This window comes from Microbacterium sp., from assembly GCF_044340635.1.
In the GTDB taxonomy this organism is placed as follows: Bacteria; Actinomycetota; Actinomycetes; order Actinomycetales; family Microbacteriaceae; genus Microbacterium.
The window spans coordinates 1-5,097 of the sequence record NZ_JBIITF010000032.1; the positions used below are offsets into that span (position 1 = coordinate 1).

Consider the following 5,097-nt stretch of genomic DNA (forward strand, 5'->3'; position numbering starts at 1 on the left):
GGAGTTATGCGATGTCCTCGTCATCCACCGCGACCGCAGTCGTCCCGAGCGCCCTGCGTGATCTGTATCTGGGCTGGTCCGAGCTCATGGCCACCCACGAGCTGGACATGCGGCTGTTCCGCAGCATCTTCGATGAATGGCACCAGCCGACCATCGAACCGGAAAATGTCACCTACAAGGAGGAGACGGTCGGCGGCGTGCCCGGCATCTGGGCGTTCCCGGCCGGAGCCGATCGCTCCAAGGTCCTCCTCTACACGCACGGCGGCGGGTTCGCCGTCGGCTCTGCGGCCAGCCACCGGAAGCTCGCCGCGCACGTCGCGAAGGCGGCCGGGGTAACAGCGTTCGTGCTGGACTACCGTCGCGCGCCCGAGCACCCGCACCCCGCCCAGGTAGACGACGGGGTCGCGGCGTTCGAGGCCCTGCTGGAGCGGGGGGTCCACCCCGAGGACGTCACCACCATCGGCGACTCGGCGGGAGGCAATCTCGCCATCGCCATCCCGTTGGCGTTGAAGGCGAAGGGACGGCCGCTGCCCGGGCACGTCATCGCGTTCTCCCCGTGGCTGGACATGGAGAACCGCGGCGCGACGCTGGTCACCAACGATGCGACCGACGCGCTGATCTCCGTGCCGCTCCTGGAGGGCATGATCGCCGGCGTGCTGGGGGAGACCACCAGCCCGTCGGCGCCGCTCGCGAACCCGCTCTACGCGGATTTCACCGGGTTCCCCCCGCTGTACGTCAACGCCGGTTCGGTCGAGTCGTTGGTCGACAATGCCGGCTCTTCGGACATTCGGTGGGGGTCATGGGGCCAGGCCGCCAGCGGCGAGGAGCATCCGGAGCCTGTAGTTCTCGCGGTTACGGAACCCGCGGGCGAGACGGCGATGCAGTTCGATGATCCCGTTCACTGCCTCGGTTCCTCCGTTGTTGGCCCGGCCGGTGGTGAAGTAGGCCAGGAACGCGTCCTTCCACCGGCGCAGGGTGCGGCCGAGGCGGGCGATCTCCGGGATCGGGCAGGTGGGGAATGTCGCGACGACCTGCTCGGCGATCCGCCGCCCCTCTGCGAGGTCCCTAGCGTGGTAGGCGGAGCGCAGCTTCTGCGCGCACTGCCACGCGACGTGCACGGCGTCGTGGGCGGGATCGACGGCGATCGCGGCGTGAAGGCGGGCGCGTTGCTTCTCAGTGAGGTTCTCCGCGCCGGCGCGGAGAATGGTCTGGATCCCGAACAGTGGGTCGCCTTTGCGGCCCCGGTGCCCGAGGGTGTCTTGCTGCACCCGCCGGCGGACCTCGTCGACCGCGGTGGTGCCGAGCTTGACGACGTGGAACGCGTCCAGCACCGCAACGGCGTCTTGGAGGGTGTCGTCGATCGCGCGTTTGTAGCCGGCGAACGGGTCCAGCGCCGCGATCTGCACGTTGCGCCGGAACGCGTCGCCGCGTTCCTTCAGCCATCCCGCGTAGGCGGTCCCGGAGCGGCCTGGCACGAGATCCAGCAGCCGGGCATGTGTCTTCCCGCTGCTGTCGCGGGTGAGGTCGACCATCCCGGTCAGCTCCCTCGACCCGCGCCGACGCGGGTCGACGTGATGCCACACATGCTCATCGACGCCGAGCGTGGTGACGTTCGCGAACCGGGACTCGTCCGCGGCGAGCTTCACCAACTCGGATTCGACGGCGCGCCACACCGTCTTCCACGAAGTGCCCAGCTGACGGCGGATTCCTTCAATGGTGGCGTGTTCGCGCCGGAGTTGCCCGACTGCCCAGGCGATGGCTCGTTTCGTGATCGACCCGCGGTGGGCAACTAGCGATGGAATCTGTTCGACGAACGTCTTCCGCGCGCAGCTATCCTCGTCACACCTGAAGACCCGTTGCCGCCAGACGATCCGCACCCGAGTGGGCCCGGGAACGTCATGTAGCACCCGGCGGCGGCGCCCGCGGCCGACCGCGACGACACCGCACCCAGGGCACCCATTCGGTGTCGCAGAGCTCGAAACCGTCACGACTAGAACCCCGTCGCGGCGGTCGACGTGTTCGACATGGACACCATCGAGTCCGAGCAGCAGGTCGCAGCAGGAACAAGGATAGGAGGTGGGGCGCGCGTCAGTGCACCCCGAATTATCGTGAGACACGTCGAAGGTCCTTGTTGGTATTGCCACGGAGGAGCAGTGAATGCCAGCCCCTGAGCGCCCTCGGCAGAGCATCTGACTGGGTCTGGACGTGACGCTCTCCCGAGGTGTCGCGCTTGTCGGTGCGCAGATTTCGTCCGCGCTCCGTCTTCAACTCGGAGCCGGGCGACGACGCGTTCCGGCGTGGGCGGCCCTTGTCTGCGACGGCGGCCCTGACAAACTTGAGGGCACAGGTGGTGGAGCCTGTCGACGACTCACCGAGCCCAAGGTTCTCCAGTCGGGTGGGCGCTCTGGTCGTTCAGCGCTCCCAATTTGGTGAACGATCATGGCGGGGCGCCGAGTTCCGGCGCCCCGCCATGTCTTGGGTTCCCCGTTCGACGCCTTACGGGGAGTTCGCTAGACCTGTGGAGTTAGTTGAGCCAAGTCTGGATCTGCGACACGGCGGTGCTGTCCCAGGTGAGCCGGATGTGGTTCAGGTTGAGCGTGACATTGCCGGCTACCGCTCCAATGGCTCCGGTGTCGCTGCAGCTGTTGAGGAGGATGGTGCCGTCGCTGGGCCCGTCTGTCTCGTTGTTCCAGCTCGGGATGTTGGGGTTGTTCCCGCAGAGCAGGTATGTGGAGATGGTCGACGGAATGGTGGAGCTGCGCACGGTGCCAATGAGGGACCCTTGGGAGATGGCGTAGTCGATCCCGTAGCTCTGGCCGTAGGAACCTGTTCCTCCGTAGTACGTGGTCCACGCGTCGGGGTTGGCGAGGTTGATCGGGTAGGTGCTGTCCCAGCGTTTGAGCATCTGGCGGATGCCGGGAAAGTAGTCGCCGGAGGGGGTGACGTACGCGGTCAGCTCGGGGTGGGAGTAGAGCACGCCGTAGCAGTTCTGCCAGATTGCTGCTGTGCCGCCGATCGTCCCGCCTCCGCATTCGGGGTAGGTGCTGATCGCGGGCCAGGTGCCGTGCCGAAAGGTGTAGTCCCACCCGTTGTTGGGGCCGCCGATGAGCACGAGCTTGCGAATGTCGCCGGCGTAAGCGGTGCCCCAACTCTGCTTCACGCTGGATGCGTACATGCGGCTGGCGAGGGTTCCCATTGACCATGCGACGACGTCGACCTGTGAGGCTCCCGTTTGGGCTTTGATGACGTCGATCGCGTCCCGAATCTGTTCGGCGTCGTTGTAGTTGTTGCCGACGATGTGTGGGAACGTGATGCCGAAGACCTTGTACCCGGCTGTTGCGAGCGACTGCATGAGCCCGGTGGTGGGGCACGTGCTGGCGCCGCAGCCAATCGGGCTCGTGCTGGGGTTCGCATACGCATAATCCGCGGTCTCGTAGGCGCCCGGGACCAGGAGCACGGGGATAGTCTTCGGGTTGGTCGACCATCCGGGCCCGTAGGAGAGCAGGAATCGCCCGGCGTTCGGTTTGGCGGCGCCGAAGAACGTGAGCCGCTGCCCCGTCTGATCCAGGCGCCCGTCTGACGGATACTGCGCCGGGATAAAACCGGGGTTGGAGTCGTACCAGCGCTCGACCTTCGACCACCCATAGGACGGTGAGGTGAAGGTCGCCTCGAGCGTGACTGGCCCGGTTGCCGAAGCGGCGGCCGGCGCCGTCACGATGGCACCGATGAGCGCCAGCGACGCGAGGACGGCCGCTGCCCGTCCGGGTTTGAGCGTGAGGTTCTTCATCGTTCACACCCCCCCTTCTACGGCGGCATTGGCGCCGACCGACTCCGGGAGGGTCCTACCCTCCATCGCATCGGTGAGCGCGTCGTTCCATTCCGCACGGTTCTCGATGAAGGCGACGTGGCCGCTGTTCTCGAAGTGAGTCAGAGTCGAGTTCGGAAGCAGACGGTGGGCTTCTTCGCTCCAGCGGGGATCCCAGATGATGTCGTGGCGGCCGGTGAACACGTGCACCGGAATCTGAATCGACGGGAGGACGCTGCGCAGGTCGTTGTCGATAAGTGCCTGGATGCTCGTGAGTCCGACGAATGCGGGGACCTTCCACCCGATCTGCACGAACCAGTCTTTGGTGGGGTTGAGGTCGGTTCGGTGGAAGTTGTTGCCATAGAGGCCGGCGATGGTCTCGGTGCGGGCGAGCCGGACGGCGTCGATGAGTCCCTGTACGTCGTCGGCCGGGGTGCCGTAGAGGGCGTCCTCGGCTTGCCAGAACCGGGGGCCGCTGCCGGTGATGACAACGCGAGCGAGGTGCTCGGGGTGCTCGTGCGCGTACTTGAGGGCGATGTGTCCGCCCATGGACCAGCCGACGAGCGTCACGGCGTCGAGTCCGAGCTTCTCGATGAGGACGTGCAGGTCCCTGACGAAAAGGTCGTAGGTGTAGTCGCCCCAGGGCTTGTCCGAGTCACCGTGGCCGCGGAGGTCGACGGTGATGCATCGGTAGTGGTGGGCGAGGTCGAGAACCTGCAGGTCCCAGGCGTCGGCGCTGCCGCCCCAGCCGTGGATGAACACGATCGGGGCGCCGATGCCACGATCCTCGTAGTGCATGTTGATGCCGGGCTCGACTTCAATGACGGGCATGGCGGTTTCCTCTCTTCAGGGATGGGTGAGGTGAAGGTCGTTCATGAATGACGAGATCGTCTCCGCGATCAGAGCGGGCTGTTCGAGGTGTACGACGTGTCCGGCTGCCCGGATCTCGCTGTAGGTCGCGTCGGGCAGGGCTTCGGCGAGGAGGCGCCCGTTCGCGACCGGGACGATCTGGTCGTCTCTGCCGTGGATCACCAGCGTGGGCGAGCTGATCCGGCTCACGTCGAGGCCTGCTGCGAGGAAGGTCTCGCAGGCGGCGAATTGTGCTCGCCAGGTCTGCTGCGGTGTGGGGTGGGTGAGGCGTGCCCCGAGCAGTTGCTCGAACTGCTCGGGATGCTCCTGGGGCCAGCCGGGCCGGAACGAGAGCGGCATGGTCCGCCGCGCGTAGAGGTCTGGAGCCTGCCCTGCTGCTGCCTGCCACGCGCGGGTCGTCGAGACCGGCACAGGCTCGGACC

At 66.6% G+C, this 5,097-nt stretch carries 4 protein-coding genes and 1 pseudogene; 1 reads left to right on the forward strand and 4 read right to left on the reverse strand.

The window, feature by feature from the left end:
• Window positions 1-107: 107 nt before the first annotated feature.
• Window positions 108-761, forward strand: a pseudogene (locus ACIQ0W_RS15835) (alpha/beta hydrolase fold domain-containing protein); the annotation flags it as partial.
• A gap of 36 nt (window positions 762-797) precedes the next feature.
• Here ACIQ0W_RS15835 and ACIQ0W_RS15840 read toward each other — a convergent pair.
• The 4 genes from ACIQ0W_RS15840 to ACIQ0W_RS15855 form a co-directional block, all read right to left on the reverse strand.
• On the reverse strand, window positions 798-2,051 hold the full coding sequence (locus tag ACIQ0W_RS15840; RefSeq protein WP_292736258.1) for an ISL3 family transposase: 1,254 nt from the start codon (window positions 2,049-2,051) through the stop codon (window positions 798-800).
• 473 nt (window positions 2,052-2,524) lie between these two features.
• The gene (locus ACIQ0W_RS15845; protein WP_292801317.1) at window positions 2,525-3,787 is read right to left on the reverse strand and encodes a triacylglycerol lipase; all 1,263 of its coding nucleotides are present in this window, start codon (window positions 3,785-3,787) and stop codon (window positions 2,525-2,527) included.
• Window positions 3,788-3,790: 3 nt separating this feature from the next.
• Window positions 3,791-4,636, reverse strand: coding sequence for an alpha/beta fold hydrolase (locus ACIQ0W_RS15850; protein WP_292736240.1), 846 nt, complete (start codon window positions 4,634-4,636; stop codon window positions 3,791-3,793).
• Window positions 4,637-4,651: 15 nt separating this feature from the next.
• Window positions 4,652-5,097 (reverse strand): alpha/beta fold hydrolase (locus tag ACIQ0W_RS15855; RefSeq protein WP_396643609.1); only part of this gene is annotated, 446 nt, incomplete at its 5' end.